Genomic DNA, 18,842 nt, shown 5'->3' with positions numbered 1-18,842 from the left:
ACCTCTGCCGTGATCCGGGGCGGGTCGCGCCGCCCTTCATGACACAGACGACGGAGTTCGTGGTGCGCGGATCGATACCGGCGGAGCGAGCCATTTCGGGGCCTCCTCCCGCATGAGCGGCCCTCCTGGCCGGCCGGACCGGCCCGGTGCGGGCGGAGTACCGTGGGGATATCGGGGCGGCCCGGCCCGTCGCTCCCCAGTGGTCGGCCCTCGTTCGGTGGGGTTGGCGCGCGTTCACGGACAGGTGGCGAGCCATGTCTGACGAAACCGGTGCTGTGCTCCCGGGACTCCTGCCGGACGGGTTCCGGCAGGCCGCGAAGCCGGGGACGGTTGTGTTGCGCCTGGAGACCACACAGTCGCGCGAGGGTGTGCTCGACGGTGCGTGGTGGCCGCGTTCACGGGACGTCGGCGCCGAACTTCCGGGTCTGGTCAGGGCGTTGACCGAACACCTCGGTCCGGTGGCGAGCGTCGGGCTGGACGTCGACGCCTGGGACGACGTGCCGGCCCGGCTGGTCGTCGACGGCCGGTCGGTGCACATCGACCGGTACCCGGTCGGTGACGACACGGTGATCGTCACGCGGGGCGACCGCGATCACTTCAGCCTGCTCGTCGTCCCCCCGCAGGCGAGCCGGGAGACGGCCCTGGCCGCGATGGCACGCGCGGTCGCGGCCGGCGGAACCGACTCGGCGCGGCAGATCCTCGTCGCCGGCGGCATCGGCTCCGAGCCGCCGGGTGAGGAGTCCTGAGGGACGCCCGCTTGGGCCGCGATCCTCGGGCAGACAGGAAAGGCGGGACGGAGAGATGTCCGTCTACGTGAAGCTCTCGGCCGACACCCGGGCGCCGGCGGAGCCGTCGAAGGGGCCGCTGGACATGCAGTACGAGGACGGCGCGGACGGCGTCACCTTCGAGTACGACCTGCATCCGAGCGGTGCGCTGCGCGTCCTGCGGGTCTTCGAGGACACGCCGTACCGGATCGAGGTCTGCTTCGGCGCCGGGGCGTGGCTCCAGGTCGTGGGCAGCTACCTGCGAAGCGGCGCCGAGTACTGACGTCCGCGTCGGCGGCGCGACCGGTTGGCCGGGACGCGGTGCGGGCGGCGTCCCCCGGTCGCGGTTGATCCGCCCCGCCCATAGCGTCGTGTCCGGGGGCGGAACGTCGGCACGGGAGGCCAGGATGGGGCACTACCGATGGGTTCTGGAGACGCAGGACGACGGCGGCCGCTGGTCCCGGCAGGACGGCGCTCCCATGCAGGATCCGCTGGAGTACGACGGGCCGCCGCAGCGGGCGGCCAACCACCTGCGGGACGTGTTCGTGCGCACCCTCTCCCGGCCCGCGCCGGGCCCCCGGGCGATCAGGATCCGCCTCTGGGAAGGGGCCGATGCCGACGGCGGGCCGCAGGCCGAGGCCGAATGGTCACGCGAGTGACACACCCGGCCGACCTGATCGTGCTGCCGCACCGGAGCCCCGGTGCGGCAGCGTGTCCTGCGGGGCCGGATCAGGTCGGGCCGGCCAGGGCGGGGATCAGCCGGACGGCTTCGGGGGCGTGGGCGTTGTGGCGCTCGGCCCAGGTGGTCAGGGCGCTCTGGCAGGCGTGGTCGAGGTGCCGGAGTCCGGTGAGGTCCAGTTCGACGACGCGGTCGGCGGGCAGTGCCTCCAGGGCGTCCAGGAGCTTGGGCAGCCGGAGGAAGGTGGCGTTGCCGGTCAGGCGGACCCGGACGACGCCGTCGGGCCGCTCGTCCGTCTCCACGTGCAGGCGGGACGTCTCCCAGGCGCTCTTGAGGATCGACAGGCCCAGGCCGATCAGCACGCCTTCGAACATGTTGACCGTGACGATGGCGACGGCGGTGGTGGCGAGGACGAGTGCTTCCGGGCGGTGCTCGCGCCACAGCGGTCCGAGCTGCTTGAACGGCAGCAGCTTGAACCCGGCGTGGACGAGCACTCCGGCGAGGGCCGCGACGGGGATGACGGCGAGGGCCGCCGGGAGCAGCGCGGCGAAGAGCAGCAGCCACACGCCGTGCAGCACGCGGGACGCCTTGGTCCGGGCGCCGGCCTGGACGTTGGTCGCGCTGCGGACGATGACCGCGGTCATCGGCAGGGCGCCGAGGGCGCCGCAGAGCGCGTTGCCCGCTCCCTGGGCCATGAGCTCCTTGTCGTAGTCGGTGCGCGGTCCGTCGTGGATCCGGTCGACGGCGGCCGCGCTGAAGAGGCTCTCGGCGGAGGCGACGAGCGTGAAGGCCACGATCGTGATGATCAGGGCGGGGGTGAACTGGCCGAGCACGCCGGCGTCGGGCGGCTGGATGGCGTCCAGGAGGCCCTTGACCTCGACCTTCTTCACCGGGCCGTCGAGCAGCCAGGCGGCGCCGGTGGCGAGCAGGACGGCCACGAGCGCGCCCGGGACGACCCGTACCCTGGCCGGCAGCCGTTGCCACAGGACGATCACGGCGATGGTGCCGGCGCCGATCGCGAAGGACTGGCGGGCGGCGGGTGAGGAGACGAGCTGGGACAGGAGGCCGGGCAGGCCGAGGAGCTTGTCGACGCCGCTCGCGGGGGCGGGCCTGTCGGCCATCGCGTAGAGCTGGCCGGCGATGATGACCAGGCCGATGCCGGCCAGCATGCCCTCGACCACGGCGACGGAGATCGCGCGGAACCACCGGCCCCAGCGCAATGCGCCGAGCAGCAGCTGGAGCAGGCCGGTCGCGGCGACGACGACGCCGAGTGCGGGCAGTCCGAACCGCTGCACGGTCTCGGCGACCAGGACGGTCAACCCGGCCGCCGGGCCGCTGACCTGGAGACTGCTGCCGGGCAGCATGCCGGTGACCAGGCCGCCGACGATGCCGGTGATCAGGCCGAGTTCGGCGGGCACGCCCGAGGCGACGGCGACGCCCACGCACAGCGGCAGGGCGACGAGGAACACGACGAGCGAAGCGGTGACGTCGTACTTGCGAGTGGGAAAGCGCATGGGAGCCCTCATCCGTGGAGGTTCGTCGGTGGTGGGCCGCGGCGTCACAGCGGCAGGAAGGCGTCGGCGCCGGGGCGGTGGGTGAGGACCGCGCCGGTGTGCACCTCGTAGAACCAGCCGTGCAGCGCGAGGCGGCCCGCGTCGACGCGGCGTGCGACGCTCGGATGGGTGCGCAGCCTCGCCAGCTGGTCCAGGACGTGGCGCTGCACGGGGCCGGCGAGGTCCTGGCCCGGCTCCTGGCCGGGTGTCAGTTCGGCGCCCTCGGCGAGCCAGTCCCGCACCGCGGGCACGTCGGTGAGGTCGTCGCCGCGCACGACGGCGCCCACGGCGCCGCAGTGGGAGTGGCCGCACACCACGATGTCCGCGACGCCCAGGACCTCGACCGCGTACTCGATGGTCGCGGCCTCGGCCGACGGCACGCGCGGCCGGTACGGCGGGACGATGTTGCCGGCGGTCCGCATCTCGAAGAGGTCGCCGGGGCGGGCGCCGGTGACGGCAGAGGGGATGATGCGGGAGTCGGAGCAGGTGATGAACAGGGCCTGCGGGTGCTGGCCGGCCGCGAGCCGCTCGAAGTCGTCGGCGGTCTGTGCGGCGCGGCGGTGGAAGGTGCGGGCGTGGTCGATGAATGCTTGCATGTCGGTGCCTCGGGCCCTTCGGAAGTCTTGTGGGGATGGAGACTTCGGGACCGTGCCCGCTCGGTACGGAGGCAGGTTGCAGCGCGACGGTGATGGCAGGGGCAGCACTGCCGTGGACCGTCGCGAACCGCCGTGACGCGCGGTGGCGTGGACGTGTGGGTGTCCGTGCCACCGGTGAGCGTGCGGGCGCGGTCGGCGCCGATCAGCAGCGGAACACCTGGAGGACCGCCGCTCTGGGCTGTCTGCGGGCCCAGTACGGCGCGTCGGGGCCACCGGTCGGCGACGCGGGCCCGGGGGAGGGTGCTTCGTCGGCGAGGACGGAGGTCAACTCGGGTCGGCGCTCCGGGACTTCGACGTTCCGGGGCCGGGTCCAGCAGAGGCCGGGCAGGTTCTTGGGGGCCGGCGCGTCCTCGGCGAGTTTCGCCTGCGCGACCACCCGTGGGCAGCCGTCCTCCCGGAGGAGCGCGGCCGTGGACTGGGAGAGCATCAGTACGCCCAGCACCGCAAGGAGGGCCACGGCGACGGCGCCGACGACCCTCCCGGCCAGAGACATTACTGATTCCTTCCGTGGCTTTGGCTTTTTCTTGAACTCCTGTCGAGGATGACGAGCGTGAAAGGGAGTCAGTTCCGATAGGCCGGTGAACAATGCGTGAATCAGTATTGCCGGATGAGTGAGAACGGGGCGCGGCCGGGGTGGCATTCGGCATGGCCCATCACGAATTCCTCACCCTTTTCTGATCGGAATCCGATAGTCCGGGTATTCGCAATTGCCGCCCTGTCGGACGGGGAGTCGGGGCCGGCGTCACCTCATGGACGACCGGACCGAGCTGCGCGCGGTCGCGGCGTCGTCGGCGAGCAGGGCCAGCTCCGCGAGTTCACGGCACTCCGCGAGCGTGTGGGCGGCCAGCGCCGCCCGTACCCCGGGGAGCGAGGCCGGTGCGGCGGACAGGCTGGTGATCCCGAGGCCGACCAAGACCAGGGCGAGGGCCGGGTCGGCGGCGGCCTCGCCGCAGACGCCGATCGGACGGCCGCGCTCGGCCGCCGATCGGGCGGCGGTGGCGACCAGCGCGAGCAGCGCCGGCTGCCACGGGTCCAGCAGCTCGGCGAGGCTGCCGAGCGTCCGGTCGGCCGCGAAGGTGTACTGGGCCAGGTCGTTGGTTCCGATGCTGAAGAAGTCGCAGACCTCGGCCAGCCGGTCGGTCCGCAGCGCGGCTGCCGGGACCTCGATCATCGCTCCGGCCAGCGGCAGGCCGTGCGCGCGGACCCGGGCGGCGAACTCGGCGGCCTCGCGCGGGACGGACACCATCGGGGCCATGACCCAGACCTGTGCGGCGCCGTCCTCGGCGGCCTCGGCGATCGCGGCGAGCTGGGTCTCCAGGAGCTGCGGATCGCGGGCGGCCGTCCGCAGGCCGCGGACGCCGAGGGCGGGGTTCTCCTCGTCGGCGGCGGTGGCGAAGGGCAGCGGCTTGTCCGCGCCCGCGTCCAGCGTGCGGACGACGACCCGGCGGCCGGCGAAGGCCGCGAAGACCTGCCGGTAGGCGGCGGCCTGCTCGGCACGGGTCGGGGCCTCGGCGCGGTCCAGGAAGAGGAACTCGGTGCGGAACAGGCCCACGCCCTCGGCGTCGGCGGCGGCCGCGCCGGCCAATTCGTGCGGCGCACCCAGGTTGACCAGCAGCGCGACCGGGTGGCCGTCCGCGGTCCGGCCCGGTCCTCGGAACCCGGCCAGCAGGTCGCGGCGACGGCGCTCGCGCTCGGCGGCCAGCCCGACCGCCTCCGGACTCGGGTCCAGCTCGATCAGGCCGTCCGCGCCGTGCACCAGGACCCTTCGACCGTCCTCCAGGTCCACGGCGTCGGCGCAGCCGACCACGGCGGGCACGCCGAGCGCCTTGGCGAGGATGGCCGTGTGGCTGGTCGGTCCGCCGCGGACGGTGACGAGGGCCAGGACCCGTTCGGGGTCGAGCAGGGCGGTGTCGGCGGGGGCCAGGTCGTCTGCGACCAGGACGTACGGGTGCCCGGGGTCGGGCAGGCCGGGCACGGGCAGGCCCAGGAGGCGGGCCACCGCGCGGTCGCGCAGGTCGTCCAGGTCGGCGGCGCGTTCCGCGAAGTACCCGCCGGCGGCGACCAGCGCGGCACGGAAGCCGTCGAAGGCGTCGGCGAGCGCGTGGGCGCCGTCGGTGCCCTGCTCGGCGAGCGTGGCCGCGCGGTCGGCCAGGGCCGGGTCGGCGGCCATCATGGCCTGCGCGGTGAGCACCTCGGAGCCGGTGCCGCTCGTGCGGGCGGCGCGCTCGTCGAGGTCGGTGGCGACCGCACCGAGGGCGGCGCGGACGGCGGCGGCCTCGGCCGCCGGGTCGGCGACGGCCCTCGGCGGGGGCAGCGGGGGTGCGGGTGCCATCCGGGCGACCGGGCCCGCCGCGCTGCCGGTGCCGACGCCGATCCCGCGGATCGGATCGCTCATGTGCCCGCCTCGCCGTGCTCGGCGAGGGCCGTCGCCCGTGCGCGCCTCTTCATCACTCGTTCGCCGTGCTCGCTCATGCCGCCGCGTCGAGGTCGGAGGCGAGCAGGTCGGCGAGCTCCTTGAGCGCGTCCTGGGCGCCGTCGCCGGCCGCGACGAGCTCCAGGGTCTCGCCGCAGCCGGCGGCCAGGGCGAGGACGGACAGCAGGCTGCGGGCGTCGACCGGCGGCTGGCCCGGGCGGCCGACGGTGACCTTGGCCGCCTGGCGGGCGGCGGCCTGGACGAGCAGGGACGCCGGGCGGGCGTGCAGGCCGCTCCGGGAGCCGACGGTGACCTGGGTCGAGTGCATGGGAGTCCTTGGAGGAGGTGGAGGAGATGGAGGAGGTGAAGGAAGTGACCGCCGACCCGGGTGGGAACCGGGTCGGCAGGGGGGTGGGGCACGGTGGCCCGCGCACGGGGTGAAGCGCGGGCCACCGTGTTCGCGCCGGGTCTTCGCGGTACGGGGGCAGTGGCGGAGACCGGGCGGTCGGTGGTTTCACGCCCGTTAGCGTGTTGTTTCGTTTGGTTCTACGCCCGGACATCGAGGGATGTCAACACATTCGGGCAATCGGGGTTCGCGGGCCCAAAGCTGGCGCGATCGCTTGCTTTTTCGGCCGGAGCGCGTATGGTCGGGCCTCATCAGGCGTAAACGGACATGAAACGGACCCGATCCCACATGTATGCACCCGAGCGGCAGCAACAGATCCTCCGCCTGGCCCAGGAGCAGGGCAGGGTGGACGTGCCGACGCTGGCCGAGGACTTCGGCGTCACGCAGGAGACCATCCGGCGTGACCTGAGCGCCATGGACCGGGCCGGACTGCTGCACCGGGTGCACGGCGGCGCCCTGCCCGCCGGCGCCCTGCACCTGGAACCCGGCCTGGCCGAACGGGACTCCACCGCCGCCGCCGAGAAGGAGCGCATCGCCAAGGCGGCCCTGGCCCTCCTGCCCGCGGAGGGCAGCGTGATCCTGGACGCGGGGACGACCGTCTCCCGGCTGGCCGGCCTGCTGCCCGCCGACTGCGCCCTCACCGTCGTCACCAACGCCCTCCCCGTCGCCGCCAGGCTCGCCGACCACCCGGCGCTCGCCCTCCACCTGGTCGGCGGGCGGCTGCGCCACCGCACCCAGGCAGCCGTCGACGCCTGGGCGCTGCGCGACCTGGCCGACGTCCACGCGGACGTCGCGGTCGTCGCCACCAACGGCTTCTCCCCGGAGGGCGGGCTGTCCACCCCGGACCTCGCCGAGGCGGCCGTCAAACGCGCCATGCTCACCGGCGCCCGCCGCGTGGTGCTGGTCGCCGACTCCTCCAAGTACGGCGTCCGCCACTTCGCCCGGTTCGGCTCGCTGGACCAGGTCGACGTGCTCGTCACGGACACTGGACTGACCGACGAGCAGACCGCAGAGATCGAGAACCTCGGACCGGAAGTCATCCGCGCATGATCGTCACCATCACCCCGAACCCCAGCCTCGACCGCACCTACGAGCTGGGAACGCTCACCCCGGGCGAGGTCAACCGGGCCGCGCACGACCGGCTCGACCCCGGCGGCAAGGGCGTCAACGTCTCCCGCGCGCTCACGGCCGCCGGCCACCGCACCACCGCCGTCCTGCCGCTGGGCGGCCCCTCCGGGCACCTGCTCGCCGACCTGCTGCGCCGCCAGGGCATCGACGTCGCGGCGGTCGCGATCTCGGGCGACACCCGCATCAACGTCTCGATCGCCGAGGACGGCGGCAGCCTCACGAAGGTCAACGCGGTGGGCCCCGAGCTCAGCGCCGCCGAGTCGGCCGCGCTGCTGGCGCTGGTCCGCGAGGACCACCTGGGGAACGACGTGGACTGGCTGGCCTGCTGCGGCAGCCTGCCGCGCGGACTGGCACCGGAGTGGTACGCGGAGCTGGTCGCCCAGGTGCACTCGGGGGGCGCCCGGATCGCCCTGGACACCTCCGGCCCCGCGCTGCTCGCCGCGCTGTCGGCCCGTCCCGACGTGGTCAAGCCCAATCGCGAAGAACTCGCGGAGGCCGTGGGCCGCCCGGTCGCCACCGTCGGCGACGCCGTGGACGCGGCCGGGGAACTGCGCAAGCGCGGCGCCCAGCAGGTCCTCGCCAGCCTCGGTGCGGACGGGATGCTGCTGATCGCCGACGAGGGCAGCTGGTACGGCAGCGCGCCGGTCGCCGCCGTCCGCAGCGACGTGGGAGCGGGCGACGCCTCGCTCGCGGGCTTCCTCGGAGCCGGTGGCACCGGCCCCGGGGCACTCGCGGCGGCCCTGGCGCACGGGGCCGCCGCCGTACAACTGCCGGGGAGCGTCATGCCGACCCCGGCCGATCTGGACCCGGCCGCGGTGGTCGTGACGGCGGACATCCCGCTCGAACGGCCGCTCCGCGGTTGAGCCCGCGGTTGAGTCCGCGGTTGAGAACGGCCTCTGCCTTGAGGCACCACGCCCGACCGTGTGGGACGGAACGGCGACCATTCCCGGGGGCAAGGGAACACTGTCAGGCACCAGTCGAAGGACCGACACGATGAGCGACACCAGCGGACTGATCACACCCGCACTCGTTGATCTCCACCTCGCCCCCCAGGACAAGAGCGAAGCCCTCCGCGCCCTCGCCCAGCGGCTGGTCGCCGAGGGCCGGGTCACCGACCTCGACGGCTTCCTCGCCGACGTCGCCGCCCGCGAGGCCCAGGCCCCGACCGGGATGGGCGACGGGATCGGCATCCCGCACTGCAGATCGCCCCACGTCACGCGGCCGAGCCTGGCTTTCGGCCGGAGCGCCAGGGGAGTGGACTTCGACGCTCCGGACGGGCGGCCCGCCGACCTGATCTTCATGATCGCGGCACCGGCGGGCGCGGACGACGCCCACCTGCGGATCCTCGCCGCGCTGGCCGGCCGGCTGATGGATCCCGCGTTCACCGGCGCCCTGCGCGAGGCCGAGAGCCCGGGCGCCGTCGCGGCCCTGGTCAACGGCGAGGAGCCGCCGGCCGCTGCTGCTCCGGAGCCCGCCGCCGTCGCGGAGTCGCCCGCTCCGGAGACGGCCGCTCCGGAGACGGCCGACGCCGACGCCGGGCTGCGGCTGGTCGCGGTGACCTCGTGCCCGACCGGCATCGCCCACACCTACATGGCCGCCAAGGCGCTCGAACTGGCCGCCGCGCGGGCGGGTGTGCGGATCCAGGTCGAGACCCAGGGGTCCGCCGGGACGACGCCGCTGGCTCCCGAGGTGATCGCGGCGGCCGACGCGGTGATCTTCGCCCATGACGTCGAGGTCCGCGACCGCGCCCGCTTCGCGGGCAAGCCGACCGTGGACGTGGGCGTGAAGGCCGCCGTCAACCGGGCCGACGACCTGATCGCCCAGGCCGCCGGGCTGGTCGCCGAGACCGGCAGCGGCGCCCGTTCCGCCGCCGCCCCGGTCGCCGCACCGAGCGCGCTGAGCGGGACGACGGGTGAGCACTGGGCCCAGCGGCTGCGCAAGTACCTGATGACGGGCGTCAGTTACATGATCCCGTTCGTCGCGGCCGGCGGCCTGCTGATCGCCCTCGCCTTCGCGATCGGCGGGTACCAGATCGCCTCCGCCCCGTCCGTGCTGGGCCATTTCGACTGGACCTCCTCGCACAGCTGGGCGGCGATGCTGTTCCAGACCGGCAAGACGTCCTTCGGCTTCCTGGTCCCGGTCCTCTCCGGATACATCGCCTGGGCGATCGCGGACCGGGCGGCGCTGGCCGCCGGCATCGCCGGTGGTGCCGTCTCGGTGGCGGTCGGCGCCGGCTTCCTCGGCGGCATCGTGTCCGGTCTGGCCGCGGGCTTCCTGGTGCTGTGGATGATCCGGTGGAACGTGCCGCGGGCGATCCGGGGCATCATGCCGGTGGTGGTGATCCCGCTCCTGTCGGTGGCGGCGGTCGGCTTCCTGATGTTCGTGGTGGTGGGCTCGCCGATCGCCTCGGCGATGAGCGGCCTGACCGACTGGCTGAACGGCCTCTCCGGCTCCAACGCGATCCTCCTCGGCGTGCTGCTCGGCGCGATGATGGCCTTCGACATGGGCGGCCCGCTCAACAAGGTCGCCTACACCTTCGCGGCCGGCGCGCTCACCGCCGCGGGCACCACCCCGGACGCCGGCAGCCTGAAGGTGATGGCCGCCGTGATGGCCGCGGGCATGACCCCGCCGCTGGGCATGGCGCTGGCGACCGTCGTCCGGCGCCGGCTGTTCACCCCCGAGGAGCGCGAGAACGGCAAGGCGGCCTGGGTGCTCGGAGCGTCGTTCATCACCGAAGGCGCCATCCCCTTCGCGGCGGCCGATCCGCTGCGGGTCATCCCGGCGAACATGGTGGGCAGCATGACCGCCGGCGGCCTGGTGATGGCCTTCGGTTCCACCCTGCGGGCCCCGCACGGCGGAATCTGGGTGCTCCCGCTGATCGGCAGCCCCTTCCTGTACCTGGTCGCGGTCGTGGCCGGCACGGTGGTCACCACGGGAGTGGTCGTCGTGCTCAAGGGGATGCGCAGGCCCGCCGTCCCGGCGGCCCCGGACGCCGTGCGGTCGGGCGCCGAGCAGGAGCTGGTCGGCGCCTGACCGGACGGCCCGCGAGGTGCGTCCGGGGTGATCCGGCAGTCGGCAGCGGAACATATCGTTGTGGCGATCACCATCGGAGCACACACACGGGGGCACACATGACCGTTCACCGGCCAGGACTGCCGGAGGACCTTCCGCCGGCCGAGGAACTGTGGGCGCGCTGGGCGCTTCTCGCCGCCCTTGAGGCGACCACCGAGTACGAGGAGCGCCCGCCGCGTCACCGGACGGGCCGGTGGATCGATGACGACGGCCTCCACTGGGACGACTGCGGCTGCACCTGGTGGGTCATGTCGAAGGAGGGCGAGGGCCGGTTCGTGCTCTACGGCGAGGACGAGGCGAGCCGCGTCAAGTGGCACGAGCCGGCGATCGACGTGCTGGCGGGCGGCCCGGACTGGCTGCCCTACGAGGAACTGCGGGACCGGCTCGAAGGCCACGAGATCGGCTGCGTCTACTGGTACGAGAACGGCGCCTGGGCCCGGGCGCCGTACCCGGACGACCTCGACGACGACGGCCTGGACTGCGGCATGAGCTGCTTCATCGAACGCGGCGAGGTCCTGGGCGAGCTGACGGACAACCTGGACGACACGGTCGACGGGCCGAGCGCGGACAGCCTCCTGGCCGACGCGGAAGCGTACCGACTGGATCCGCGCAGGCTGCTGGAACGGCTGGCCGAGACCAACCAGTACGACGATCCGTTGGACCAGCCGGCCATCGTCCGGGCGCTGGTCCGCGCAGGCCTGACGGGGGAGTTCGCGGCGCCCGTCACGCCCTGACGGGCGGTGCGGCGGCGGCTGTCACGTCCTGACGGGCGGTGCGGGGTGCGGCCGGCCAGGCCGATCGGCGTCGGCCGATCGGCGTCCGGCGGGCCGCACCCGGCGGGGGTTACAGGGTGCGGGTGAGGCGATCGGTCAGCAGGCGGGTGAAGCGGGCCGGGTCGGGCAGGTCGCCGCCTTCTGCCAGCAGGGCACTGCCGTGGACGAGTTCGGCGAGGTCGGCGAGTGCCGGGTCGTCGGCGTTCGTCTCGTGTGCCCCGCGCAGGGCGATGATGAGCGGGTGGGTGGGGTTGAGTTCGAGGATCCGCTTGACGGCGGGGAGTTCCTGGCCCATCGCCCGGTACATCTTCTCCAGGGTGGGGGTCAGGTCCTGGGCGTCGCCGACCAGGCACGCCGCGGAGGTGGTCAGGCGGGTGGAGAGGCGGACCTGCTTGACGTGCTCGGCCAGGGTGGTCCGGAGCCAGCCGAGGAGGGCGGCGAAGTCCTGTTCGCGCCGGGCCTTCTCGGTCTTCGCCTCGTCGCTGCCGTCGCCGTCGGAGTCGTCGTCGAGGTCGACCTGGCCCTTGGCGATCGACTGGAAGCGGTGGCCGTCGAAGGAGGGGATCTGGTCGGTCCAGATCTCGTCGATGGGGTCGGTGAGGATCAGGACCTCGTAGCCCTTGGCGGTGAAGGCCTCCATGTGCGGGGAGTTCTCCACCATGGCCCGGTTCTCGCCGGTCAGGTAGTAGATGGCGTCCTGGCCGTCCTTCATCCGCGCGACGTACTCGCGCAGCGTGGTCGGCTTCTCCGCGTCGTGGGTGGAGGCGGCGCTGACCAGTTCCAGCAGGGCGTCGGTGTTGTCGCGGTCCTCGATCAGGCCTTCCTTGAGGACGCGGCCGAACTGGTCCCACAGCTTGAGGTAGGCCCCGGTGTCGGTGGCCCGCGTGCTCTTGAGGGCGCCGAGGACCTTCTTGACCAGGCGCCGGCGCACGGCGGTGATCTGGCGGTCGTGCTGCAGGATCTCGCGGGAGACGTTGAGGGAGAGGTCGTGGGCATCGACGACGCCCTTGACGAACCGCAGGTAGTTCGGCATCAGCGCGTCGCAGTCGTCCATGATGAACACGCGCTTGACGTACAGCTGCACACCCCGCTTGGTGTCGCGGGAGAACAGGTCGAACGGGGCGTGGGCGGGGATGAACAGCAGCGCCTCGTACTCGAAGGTGCCCTCGGCGCGCATGTGGATCGTCTCGGCCGGGTCCTGCCAGTCGTGGCTGATCTGCTGGTAGAACTCGTTGTACTCGGCCTCGGTCACCTCGCTGCGCGGGCGGGCCCACAGCGCCTTCATCGAGTTCAGCGTCTCCGGCTCGCCCGGGTGCTCGGTCCCGTCCTGGTCCCCGGCGGCGGCCTCGGCGGCCATGCGGATGGGCCAGCGGATGAAGTCCGAGTACTGCTTGACGATCTGGCGGACCTTCCACGCGGCCAGGTAGTCGCCCAGCCCGTCCTCGCCGTCCGCCGGCTTGAGGTGCAGCGTGACCGACGTGCCCACCGGCAGGTCGCCGGCCTCCGCGATCGTGTAGGTCCCCTCGCCGTCGGACTCCCACACGGTGCCCTGCTCGGAGCCGGCCCGGCGCGTCCGCAGGGTGACCTTGTCGGCGACCATGAACGCCGAGTAGAAGCCGACCCCGAACTGGCCGATCAGGCTCTGTGCGGCGGCCGCGTCCTTGGTCTCCTTGATCTTCGCCAGCAAGCTCGCGGTGCCGGACTTGGCGATGGTGCCGATCAGGTCGACGACGTCGTCGCGGGTCATGCCGATGCCGTTGTCCCGCACCGTCAGGGTGCGGGCGTCCCGGTCGATGTCCAGCGTGATGTGCAGGTCGGAGGTGTCGGCGTCGAGGCCGGTGTCGGTGAGGGACTCCAGGCGGAGCTTGTCGAGGGCGTCGGAGGCGTTGGAGATCAGCTCGCGCAGGAAGATGTCCTTGTTCGAGTAGATCGAGTGGATCACCAGCTGCAGCAGCTGGCGGGTCTCCGCCTGGAACTCCAGCGTCTGGGTCGGGCTGGCCACGGGGGGCGTCTCCTTCGAGAAGTGGAAATGGGTTCGGAACGGTGGGGAGGCAGGGGTGGCCCGCCCGCCGAGAGCCGTCGGAGCATCAACTCACGCTCCCCGCACGAGCGGTGCTCCTGCGGGCCGGCGGGTCACGGCGTGCGGGTCACGGCCCGGCCGGTGGTCTGTGGCGCTGCCGGCCGCTGGCGACGCGCAACTGGTCTGTTCGGACGGTGAGTTGATCGAGCCGGTCGGCGATCGTCGGGTGGCTCGCTGCCAGGAGGGGGCGGGCTGCGGCGAGCGGGGCGAGCAGGCGGACGGGGTCGTCGTTGCCGAGTGCCTCCAGGAGGCGTTCCACGGCGGGGGCCGCCTGGGGGGCGAGGTCGTCCAGGGCGCCGATCTGACCCGCGAGGCGGCGCAGGTCGGCGGCGTTCTCGCGCGCCCAGCCGGTCACCGCGCGGTCGGCCGCGCGCTGGTCGCGGGTGGCCTGGACGCGCTGCTCGCCGGTGCTGCCCGCCCGGGTGCCCGCCTCGGCGTCGGGACGCAGGCGCAGGTAGCGCCGCTCGGCGGCCTGGCGGCTCCGGACCCCCATGGGCTCGGCGAGGTCGGCCCAGGTCGCGCCGGCGCCGCGGGCGGTCTCGATCAGGCCGGTCTCCCAGCCGGCGAGCTCCTCGCGCAGGTGGCGCAGCAGAAGCAGTGCGGACAGGGCCTCCCGCGGGTCGTCCTGGCCCGCGTCGTCCGGGGGTGCGTGGCGGGCGGTGCGGGCGGCGGCGTCCATCATGCCCAGCGCGGCGGCGGCGGCGAGGAACGAGGCCGGGCTCACCCCGGCCGCGCCGGTGTTCTGCGTGTTCAGTGCCGTCGCCCTTTCGCTGACCGGACGGGTGTCATCGCATGGATGACAGGCTACGCGAACGCCGTCGCGTGACACCAGTAGCCTTGACCGGCGACAACGACATCCGTGACGACTCCGAACTCGGTAAGGAGCACCCCGTGCCACTCGTTTCCGTGGTGATGCCGGTACACAATTCGGCCGCCACTCTCGGCGCGTCGGTACGTTCCGTGCTTGCGCAGACGCACGCCGACGTCGAGCTGCTGATCACCGACGACGCGTCCACCGACGACTCCATGGACCTGCTGCAGGACTTGGCCCGCCGCGACGAGCGCGTGCGCCCGCAGGCGGCACCCGAGCAGGGCGGCGCGGCCAGGGCCCGCAACCTCGCCATGGCGCGGGCGCGGGGGGAGTACGTGGCGCTGCTGGACAGCGACGACATGTGGCTCCCGGAGAAGCTGGAGCGGCAGCTCGCGTTCGCCGCCGAAGGCGATGCCCCACTGACGTTCACCTCGTACTACAAGGTCGCGGGCGACTTCACGGGCGAGGCCTGTGACTTCACGCCGAACGGGCGGGTGGTCGCGGCGCGGGAGCGCGTGACGTACCGGGACATGCTGGTGCAGGACCACATCGGGGCCCTGACCGCCATGTACGACCGGACGGTGCTGGGCACGAGGCTGATGCCGGACATGCCGAAGCGGCAGGACTACGCGCTGTGGCTGGCGATCATGCGGGACGGGCACCCCGCCCGGGGCCTGCAGGAACCGCTGGCGGTCTACCGGGCCGGCCGGGCGGGGTCGCTGTCCTCGAACAAGCTGGCGCTGGTCGAGCACAACTGGGCGCTGTACCGCGACCACGAGCGGCTGTCGCTCCTCCGGTCGGTCGGGGCGCTGGCCGGGGCGACGTGGCACTCCGTGCGGAAGTCCCGGATCTAGCGCCGCGGCCGGATAGGTCCACCGTGTTGCGACGCCCGGCACGGCACTAGCGCCGCGGCCCGGGCACGTCCGGCAGGTACGGCTGCGCCTCCCGCGGCGCCCCACGTCGGTGCCCGGCCGTGAAGCCCAGCCGGGCGATGGATCTTTAGGCCGGAAAGTCGCTATCCGAAACCGGTGATCAAACCGTAGGAATGGCTTCACGGCCCGACCGGCCGCCCCCGAACAGAAGGAGCCATCACCCATGATCCGCCTCCGCACCACCTGTATGGCCATCGCCGGCACCGCGGCGATGTTCGCCCTGACCGCGGCGCCCGCCCAGGCCGCCCCGGGCGACGTCACGACCACGTGCGGAAGCACTCTCACCCCGGCCGGCTACGTCGATGTGAGTTGGGGTTACAGCAGCAGTTGCGGTACGCAGAGCTTCAGCCCGAACATCAAGCAGATAAAGCAGCTCACCGGACTGCCCGTCGGCACCGTGGTCCAGGCCTGCTCCACCACCTACCCGCCCGCGGGCTGGGTCCAGACCGGTTCGTACTACACCAGCAGCTGCGTCGCCTGGTCGAACCCGAGCTTCAACAACAACGCCTGGCAGCTGAAGCGCGTCTCCTGATCCGGCGACTCCGGCTGCATCCCGGCCCCTGCCCCTGACCGGCCTCGAGGAGGAGGTGCTCGACCGCGCCGGGTGGCGGGACACCGCCGAGCGGGTGCTGCTTCTGATTGTTGGGAGACACGGCGGCTCTTGCTGCGTTGGGCCCGCGCGATGTCGGTCGGCTGTCAGCGGGGACGGTGGCCTGTCGGTGGGATGTGAGTGGCCTCCGGGACCGTTGGGGAGCGGGCGTGGCCGGCTGTGAAGGCGCGGCCACGCTCTCCTTCAGATCCTTTCGAGCTTCCGGGAGCGCGCCATGTCCTCCGTACCTCACGTCCCGCACTGGGACGTCCACCGCCTGCCTCGCGCCGAGGGAAAGCGCTTCCTCGTCACCGGCGGCAACGCGGGCATCGGGTACTTCGTCGCCGAGCAGCTGGCCGGCACCGGGGCCACGGTCGTCCTCGGCAGCCGGGACCGGGCGAAGGCCGAAGCCGCGATCGGCTCCATCGGCTCGCGCGTGCCCGGCGCCGACGTGAAGCACGTGCCCCTGGACCTGGCCGACCTCGCCTCGCTCAAGGCGTCGGTGGACGCGCTCGGGCTGGACCGCCTCGACGCGGTCGTCCACAACGCCGGCGTGGCGCTCGACCATCCACCGCGCCGAGAAACCGCGGACAGGCACGAGCTGATGTTCGCGACCAACCACCTGGGGCACTTCGCACTGACCCACCACCTGGCCCCGCTGCTCACGGCGACACCGGGGAGCCGGGTCGTCACCACCGGCAGCTTCGCCGCCAAGTCCGAACGCCTGGACCTCGACGACCTCCAGAGCGTGCACGACTACCGGCCCAAGCGCGCCTATGCGCGCTCCAAGCTGGCCCAGATGCTCTTCGCCCTCGAACTCGACCGCCGCCTGCGCGCCGCCGACAGCACGACGGTGAGCGTGCTCGCCCACTCCCGTCCGCGCGCCCTGCTCGGCCCCCGCAGTTGGGCCGACCGTGCCTCCCACGTGTGCAACTCGTTGACCGGGCATGCGAACGATCACAGCAGCCGCACACACCCGGCGCGCTCTGCTCGCCACGGGGGCCGGGGCCGCCACCGGCCTCGCGCTGACCGCCACCGGGCAGGCGCGGGCGGCGCGACCGTTCGACGGGCGGCCGGGACGGCGGGTCGCCGTGCTCGGCGGCGGGGTCGCCGGTCTGAGCGCGGCGCAGGAACTGGCCGAACGCGGCTACCGGGTGACGGTCTACGAGCGCAACGCGGTGCTGGGCGGCAAGGCCCGCAGCATGGACGTGCCCGGCACCGCCCGGGGCGGCCGGCGACCGCTGCCCGGCGAACACGGATTCCGCTTCTTCCCCGGCTTCTACCGCAACCTGCCCGACACCCTGCGCCGGATCCCGGTGCCCGGCGGGCCGCTCGGCCGCACCGTCCACGACAACCTGGTGAACGCCACCGAGGAGCTGTTCCCCCGAGCCGGAGGACGCCCGGCGCTGCGGCTGCCGTTCCGCACCGTGACCACGCTCCCGGTGCTCGGCGAACTGCTGCCCGACGCACTGCTCCAGACGCTGACGGGTCTGCTGGACACCGCCCTGCACCTGCCGGCCACCGAGGTCGCGTACTTCGCCAACCGGTTGCTGGTCCACTTCACCAGCTGCGAACTGCGCCGCTACGAGCAGTGGGAGCGCGTGCCGTGGTGGCGGTTCATCCGGGCCGGCGAGATGTCCTACGACTACCAGCGGCTGCTCGGCGTCGGCATCACCCGCAACGTCGTCGCGACCAGGGCCGAGGAGGCCAGCACCCGCTCCGTCGCCCGGATCCTCCAGGCGTTCGTCTACAACATCCTGGGCCAGGGCAACGACGGCGAGCCGGACCGCGTCCTCAACGCCCCGACCGGCGAGGCCTGGATCGGCCCCTGGGAGACCCACCTGCGCTCCCTCGGCGTCCGGTTCGAACTCGGCGCCGAGGTGGAGGAGTTGACGTACCGGGACGGCCGGATCGCCGGCGTGCGGCTGCGGGACGCGAACACCCCCGTACTCGCCGACCACTACCTCAGCGCGATGCCGGTCGAACACGCCCGCGCCACCTGGGGCCCCGGGCTGCGCGCCGCCGACCCGCAACTCGCCCGCTGCGACCGGCTCCGCACCGACTGGATGGTCGGCGTCCAGTTCTACCTGCGCCGCCGCACCCCGATCGTGCACGGCCACGTCGACCTGGTCGACTCGCCCTGGGCCGTCACCTGCATCGGCCAGGCCCAGTTCTGGCCCGACCGGGACTTCCGCCGCGACTACGGCGACGGTCAGGTGGCCGACTGCCTCTCGGCGATCGTCTCGCAGTGGGACACCCCGGGGATCGTCTACGGCAAGCCCGCGCTCAAGTGCTCCCGCGAGGAGGTGGTGCGCGAGACCTGGGCGCAGCTCAAGGACTCCCTCAACAGCGGCGGTCGGCGTGTCCTGGACGACGCGGACCTGGTCACCTGGTTCATCGACCCGGCCGTCACCGGCCTCGGCGGCCCGGACCCGGCCAACCGCGAGCAGCTGCTCATCCACCCGGCGGGCACGGTGTACAACCGTCCGTCCGCCGCGACCGCCGTCCCCAACCTCTTCCTGGCCGGCGACTACGTCGCCACCGACATCGACCTGGCCACCATGGAGGGCGCCAACGAATCCGCCCGCCGAGCCGTCAACGCCCTGCTCGACGCCGACGGTTCACCGACCCCGCGCTGCCAGGTGTGGCCGCTGTACCGCCCGCCGGAACTGGCCGCCCTCCAGCAACAGGACGAGACCCGCTACCGCCGGGGCCTGCCGAACGCCCTCGACCTGGGCTGACGGCCTGCTGCCGGGCGTCCGAGGGCCGAGGCCGGTGGAGGGAAGCGGCGGGGGAGCCGTCCGGCCACGTCGAGCCGTAATTCCCCAGGGTTCTGTGCCGCCGGACGCCGGCTCGCGCAGTCGGGAACCAGTGCGGTCAGTCTGATCGTTCCATCCCTGATCTTGCAGGGTATCCCCGGCTTCAGCCGGGGAGGGATGCATCCTTGGCCCGGAGCCGCGAAGCGGCGGAGAACGCTGCGTTGTCA

The 18,842-nt window shown here is 73.1% G+C and carries 17 protein-coding genes and 1 pseudogene; 11 read left to right on the top strand and 7 right to left on the bottom strand.

From position 1 onward, the window contains the following. The first annotated feature begins 254 nt into the window (after positions 1–254). The 3 genes from ACFVU9_RS14530 (at position 255) to ACFVU9_RS14520 (ending at position 1,423) form a co-directional block, all read left to right on the top strand. The gene (locus ACFVU9_RS14530; RefSeq protein WP_387593434.1) at positions 255–746 is read left to right on the top strand and encodes a DUF5994 family protein; all 492 of its coding nucleotides are present in this window, start codon (positions 255–257) and stop codon (positions 744–746) included. 55 nt (positions 747–801) lie between these two features. Further along, positions 802–1,047 carry a hypothetical protein gene (locus ACFVU9_RS14525; RefSeq protein WP_387593433.1) on the top strand — a complete coding sequence of 82 codons (246 nt, stop codon included), beginning with the start codon at positions 802–804 and terminating at the stop codon, positions 1,045–1,047. 124 nt (positions 1,048–1,171) lie between these two features. After that, positions 1,172–1,423 (top strand): hypothetical protein, encoded by a 252-nt coding sequence (locus tag ACFVU9_RS14520; RefSeq protein WP_387593431.1) that lies wholly within the window; start codon positions 1,172–1,174, stop codon positions 1,421–1,423. A 70-nt stretch (positions 1,424–1,493) separates the two neighbouring features. Here ACFVU9_RS14520 and ACFVU9_RS14515 read toward each other — a convergent pair whose 3' ends face one another. The 5 genes from ACFVU9_RS14515 to ACFVU9_RS14495 form a co-directional block, all read right to left on the bottom strand. Then, a complete protein-coding gene (locus ACFVU9_RS14515) occupies positions 1,494–2,957 on the bottom strand; it encodes a SulP family inorganic anion transporter (RefSeq protein ID WP_387593429.1) in 1,464 nt (487 codons plus the stop codon). Positions 2,958–3,001: 44 nt separating this feature from the next. Further along, entirely contained in the window at positions 3,002–3,592 is a 591-nt protein-coding gene (locus ACFVU9_RS14510) for a carbonic anhydrase (RefSeq protein WP_387593427.1), read from the bottom strand. Positions 3,593–3,794: 202 nt separating this feature from the next. Then, positions 3,795–4,145: a hypothetical protein gene (locus ACFVU9_RS14505; RefSeq protein WP_387593425.1), complete on the bottom strand. Its 351-nt coding sequence runs from the start codon at positions 4,143–4,145 to the stop codon at positions 3,795–3,797. A 249-nt stretch (positions 4,146–4,394) separates the two neighbouring features. Further along, on the bottom strand, positions 4,395–6,047 hold the full coding sequence (gene ptsP, locus ACFVU9_RS14500) for a phosphoenolpyruvate--protein phosphotransferase (protein WP_387593423.1): 1,653 nt from the start codon (positions 6,045–6,047) through the stop codon (positions 4,395–4,397). A 73-nt stretch (positions 6,048–6,120) separates the two neighbouring features. Next, positions 6,121–6,393: an HPr family phosphocarrier protein gene (locus ACFVU9_RS14495; RefSeq protein ID WP_387593420.1), complete on the bottom strand. Its 273-nt coding sequence runs from the start codon at positions 6,391–6,393 to the stop codon at positions 6,121–6,123. A 366-nt stretch (positions 6,394–6,759) separates the two neighbouring features. Here ACFVU9_RS14495 and ACFVU9_RS14490 point away from each other — a divergent pair, with 366 nt between their 5' ends. The 4 genes from ACFVU9_RS14490 to ACFVU9_RS14475 all read left to right on the top strand — a co-directional run bounded on the left by ACFVU9_RS14490 (position 6,760) and on the right by ACFVU9_RS14475 (position 11,405). Then, entirely contained in the window at positions 6,760–7,521 is a 762-nt protein-coding gene (locus ACFVU9_RS14490; RefSeq protein ID WP_380497787.1) for a DeoR/GlpR family DNA-binding transcription regulator, read from the top strand. Next, complete coding sequence (gene pfkB / locus ACFVU9_RS14485; protein WP_380448795.1) at positions 7,518–8,462, top strand: 1-phosphofructokinase; 945 nt, start codon at positions 7,518–7,520, stop codon at positions 8,460–8,462. Before ACFVU9_RS14490 ends, pfkB begins: the two co-directional genes overlap by 4 nt. A gap of 130 nt (positions 8,463–8,592) precedes the next feature. Next, positions 8,593–10,632, top strand: a complete 2,040-nt coding sequence (locus tag ACFVU9_RS14480; protein ID WP_387593417.1) for a fructose-specific PTS transporter subunit EIIC — start codon at positions 8,593–8,595, stop codon at positions 10,630–10,632. A gap of 98 nt (positions 10,633–10,730) precedes the next feature. Beyond that, positions 10,731–11,405, top strand: coding sequence for a hypothetical protein (locus ACFVU9_RS14475; RefSeq protein WP_387593414.1), 675 nt, complete (start codon positions 10,731–10,733; stop codon positions 11,403–11,405). 109 nt (positions 11,406–11,514) lie between these two features. Here the strand turns inward: ACFVU9_RS14475 and htpG are convergent, their stop codons facing one another. Next, positions 11,515–13,446 (bottom strand): molecular chaperone HtpG, encoded by a 1,932-nt coding sequence (htpG, locus tag ACFVU9_RS14470; RefSeq protein WP_387593411.1) that lies wholly within the window; start codon positions 13,444–13,446, stop codon positions 11,515–11,517. A gap of 145 nt (positions 13,447–13,591) precedes the next feature. Beyond that, on the bottom strand, positions 13,592–14,248 hold the full coding sequence (locus ACFVU9_RS14465) for a type III effector protein (protein ID WP_387593408.1): 657 nt from the start codon (positions 14,246–14,248) through the stop codon (positions 13,592–13,594). Positions 14,249–14,415: 167 nt separating this feature from the next. On the opposite strand from ACFVU9_RS14465, the gene ACFVU9_RS14460 reads away from it, so the two are divergent. The 4 genes and pseudogenes from ACFVU9_RS14460 to ACFVU9_RS14445 all read left to right on the top strand — a co-directional run bounded on the left by ACFVU9_RS14460 (position 14,416) and on the right by ACFVU9_RS14445 (position 18,597). Further along, positions 14,416–15,189 (top strand): glycosyltransferase family 2 protein, encoded by a 774-nt coding sequence (locus tag ACFVU9_RS14460; RefSeq protein ID WP_387593405.1) that lies wholly within the window; start codon positions 14,416–14,418, stop codon positions 15,187–15,189. Positions 15,190–15,430: 241 nt separating this feature from the next. After that, entirely contained in the window at positions 15,431–15,799 is a 369-nt protein-coding gene (locus tag ACFVU9_RS14455) for a hypothetical protein (protein WP_380447741.1), read from the top strand. 292 nt (positions 15,800–16,091) lie between these two features. Continuing rightward, positions 16,092–16,727, top strand: a pseudogene (locus ACFVU9_RS14450) (SDR family NAD(P)-dependent oxidoreductase); the annotation flags it as partial. A 76-nt stretch (positions 16,728–16,803) separates the two neighbouring features. Further along, positions 16,804–18,597, top strand: a complete 1,794-nt coding sequence (locus ACFVU9_RS14445; RefSeq protein ID WP_387593402.1) for an FAD-dependent oxidoreductase — start codon at positions 16,804–16,806, stop codon at positions 18,595–18,597. The last annotated feature ends 245 nt before the right edge of the window (positions 18,598–18,842 follow it).

This window comes from Kitasatospora sp. NPDC057936 (assembly GCF_042887525.1).
GTDB lineage: Bacteria > Actinomycetota > Actinomycetes > Streptomycetales > Streptomycetaceae > Kitasatospora.
Note: the sequence above shows the minus strand (reverse complement) of the source record. Positions and strands in the feature narration are given on the sequence as shown.

Bases quoted from the DNA above. Each gene is read 5' to 3' on its own strand.
- ACFVU9_RS14445 (WP_387593402.1), top strand. From the start codon at position 16,804: ATGCGAACGATCACAGCAGCCGCACACACCCGGCGCGCTCTGCTCGCC.
- ACFVU9_RS14525 (WP_387593433.1), top strand. From the start codon at position 802: ATGTCCGTCTACGTGAAGCTCTCGGCCGACACCCGGGCGCCGGCGGAG.
- ACFVU9_RS14505 (WP_387593425.1), bottom strand. From the start codon at position 4,145: ATGTCTCTGGCCGGGAGGGTCGTCGGCGCCGTCGCCGTGGCCCTCCTT.
- ptsP (WP_387593423.1), bottom strand. From the start codon at position 6,047: ATGAGCGATCCGATCCGCGGGATCGGCGTCGGCACCGGCAGCGCGGCG.
- ACFVU9_RS14520 (WP_387593431.1), top strand. From the start codon at position 1,172: ATGGGGCACTACCGATGGGTTCTGGAGACGCAGGACGACGGCGGCCGC.
- ACFVU9_RS14475 (WP_387593414.1), top strand. From the start codon at position 10,731: ATGACCGTTCACCGGCCAGGACTGCCGGAGGACCTTCCGCCGGCCGAG.
- ACFVU9_RS14510 (WP_387593427.1), bottom strand. From the start codon at position 3,592: ATGCAAGCATTCATCGACCACGCCCGCACCTTCCACCGCCGCGCCGCA.
- ACFVU9_RS14495 (WP_387593420.1), bottom strand. From the start codon at position 6,393: ATGCACTCGACCCAGGTCACCGTCGGCTCCCGGAGCGGCCTGCACGCC.
- ACFVU9_RS14530 (WP_387593434.1), top strand. From the start codon at position 255: ATGTCTGACGAAACCGGTGCTGTGCTCCCGGGACTCCTGCCGGACGGG.
- pfkB (WP_380448795.1), top strand. From the start codon at position 7,518: ATGATCGTCACCATCACCCCGAACCCCAGCCTCGACCGCACCTACGAG.
- ACFVU9_RS14515 (WP_387593429.1), bottom strand. From the start codon at position 2,957: ATGCGCTTTCCCACTCGCAAGTACGACGTCACCGCTTCGCTCGTCGTG.
- ACFVU9_RS14490 (WP_380497787.1), top strand. From the start codon at position 6,760: ATGTATGCACCCGAGCGGCAGCAACAGATCCTCCGCCTGGCCCAGGAG.
- ACFVU9_RS14480 (WP_387593417.1), top strand. From the start codon at position 8,593: ATGAGCGACACCAGCGGACTGATCACACCCGCACTCGTTGATCTCCAC.
- ACFVU9_RS14455 (WP_380447741.1), top strand. From the start codon at position 15,431: ATGATCCGCCTCCGCACCACCTGTATGGCCATCGCCGGCACCGCGGCG.